The sequence below is a fragment of the Actinocrinis sp. genome (assembly GCF_035650855.1).
GTDB lineage: Bacteria > Actinomycetota > Actinomycetes > Streptomycetales > Catenulisporaceae > Actinocrinis.
The window spans coordinates 1-2,205 of record NZ_DASRGV010000291.1; the positions used below are offsets into that span (position 1 = coordinate 1).

Here is a 2,205-nt window from a genome sequence, read left to right on the forward strand (position 1 = left end):
ACGAGCATGACCTGCCTCCCATCTGTGACCCAGGTTCTGCTCTGCCGGGCCGTGCGCCATCGCGCGCGAAGTCACCCGGCTAGGCATCCACCGATACCCGTGAACTGGGCGATCATGCGGTGGGTCAGGCCGGCGGGTCTCGCGGCGCGCGGCGCGGCCCGAAGCCGCCACGGCGCCGCTGCCGGACGCTGATCAACAGAGGCGCATGCTTTTCCGCGCGGCGGGTACAGGCGGCTCCCCCCGAATGACGGACCGTGCCCCGCCACGGCTAGTGCGTGGCGCCCGCGAATCCGGAGCCGGGTAGCGAGGAGGAGAACCATGTCTGTGATCGCCGAGTCCACCCCCGAAAGACCTCCGTTTGCCGCCGCGGTCCGGCGCCGCGCCGCCCGGCTCACCGGAACGCCCGCGCACCGGCTCGAACTGCGCGTCCAATCCGCCGACGACTACACGGTCGTGCACGTGTGGGGCGAGCTGTACACGAGCAGGGTCGGCGAGCTGACCCGGCTGCTGGACGGACTGGTGCGCAGCGGGCGCACCCGGGTCGTACTCGACCTCTCCCGCCTCTACGACCTGGACGGCGACGCGATCGGCGAGCTGACCCACTGGCGCGACGCGCTCACCTCCTCCGGGGGCTGGCTGTGCCTCGCCGCTCCGCGGCCGTGGGTCCGCCGGCTCCTCGAGCACATGTGCCTGCGCGGCACGTTCGCGGTATACCCGACCGTCGCGGAGGCCCTCAACGAACTCGTCGTCGGGGCTTAGCGCTCCGACGACGAGTTGTTCGTGACGGCGAGAGCTACGCGCCGCTCAGAGCCGGCGCCAGCGCGCTTCGCCCCAGGAGTAGAGGCCGAACGCGGCCAGCCCGAACGCCATCAGCACCAGCAGGACCGGGCCGTACGACGCGGCCGCGAACGAACGCAGCGTCGCGTCGACGCCCTTGGCCCGCGCCGGGTCGAAGGTGACCGCCGCGTCGAGCATGAACCCGCCGATCGCGGCGAACACCACGCCGCGCGCGATGTTGCCGATCGTGCCGAAGCGCAGCACCCAGCGCCGCTTGGCCGCCGTCATGGTGCTCAGCTTGAGGTTCTCGGCGAACTTGCGGGTCACGCCGCGCCAGGCCAAGGCGAGCCCGCCGATGATGAGCGCGACGCCGACCAGCGCCACCAGGACCTGGCCGCCGGGGTGCGTCATCGCGCGGGCGGTGAAGTCCTGCGAGGCCTGATTCGTCGAGCCGCTCGTGTGGTGCGTCAGCACGAAGCTCAGGGTGCTGACGCAGGCGATCGCGTACAGCGCAGCGCGGAAGAGGGAAGCCGCGCGCGATCCCGCTCCGCGCTTGCCGGGCAACGGGTAAGCAGCCTGCGACAGTCGCCACAGCGCCATCCCGCCGAAGCCGACGACCAGGAACCACAGCAGCACCGAGCCGAGCGGCTTGCCCGCGATCAGCTCCAGCGCCCCGGTCCGGTCCGCCTCGAGCGACTTGTGCTGGAAGGCGATCAGCAAGGTGATCCAGCCGATGAGCAGATAGACGACCCCACGTGCGACGAAACCGGCCCGCCCTAGTGCCCGGACCGTGTCACCGCGCGCCATCCGCCGTGTGGAATATCCACGCATGTGCGAGCTGACGGCCATCCTGCGCTCCTTCCGCCGAGATGATCAACACTCGGATACCTGGTGCCGCCCGTGTGCCCTCGCGCGAGGCGGGTAAACGGCGGCAGTCCCCAGGGGAGGTAGCCATGCCTGTACGCCCGCTTCCGTTCTCCGGCTTCGACAGACGTCTGATGAGTGCCGTATCGCCGGAGCAGTCCCGGGTTCTCGATCATCTGCTGCCCAAGCTCGGCCGCGCCGCGGACCACAGCAAACTGTGGATCGCGCTGGCCGCGACGATGGCCGCGACACCGCGCCGCGGCCCCCGCAGGGCCGCGCTGCGCGGCATGGCGGCGGTGAGCCTGGCCAGCGCCTCGGCGAACCTGGTGGGCAAGACGATGGTCCGTCGGCAGCGTCCGGGACTTGTGGACATCCCGCTGATCCGCCAGCTGCGCCGAGTGCCGGAAAGCTCCTCCTTCCCCTCCGGCCACGCCGCCTCGGCCGCCGCATTCGCGACCGGTGTGGCGTTGGAGAGCCCTTATCTGGCGCTCCCGGTCGCCGCGCTGGCCGCCGGGGTCGCCGCGTCCCGGGTCGTCACCGGAGTGCACTACCCGACCGACGTGG

General features: G+C 71.3%; 3 protein-coding genes. 2 read left to right on the forward strand and 1 reads right to left on the reverse strand.

All coding sequences use genetic code 11. The annotated features are described in order from the left end of the window. Positions 1-318 precede the first annotated feature (318 nt). Positions 319-759, forward strand: a complete 441-nt coding sequence (locus tag VFB40_RS20950; RefSeq protein ID WP_324853261.1) for an STAS domain-containing protein — start codon at positions 319-321, stop codon at positions 757-759. A 45-nt stretch (positions 760-804) separates the two neighbouring features. Here the strand turns inward: VFB40_RS20950 and VFB40_RS20955 are convergent, their stop codons facing one another. Next, complete coding sequence (locus VFB40_RS20955; RefSeq protein ID WP_324853263.1) at positions 805-1,626, reverse strand: DUF1206 domain-containing protein; 822 nt, start codon at positions 1,624-1,626, stop codon at positions 805-807. Positions 1,627-1,775: 149 nt separating this feature from the next. Between VFB40_RS20955 and VFB40_RS20960 the strand changes: the two genes are divergently transcribed. Further along, a partial coding sequence (locus VFB40_RS20960) for a phosphatase PAP2 family protein (RefSeq protein WP_324853265.1) occupies positions 1,776-2,205 on the forward strand: 430 nt, incomplete at its 3' end.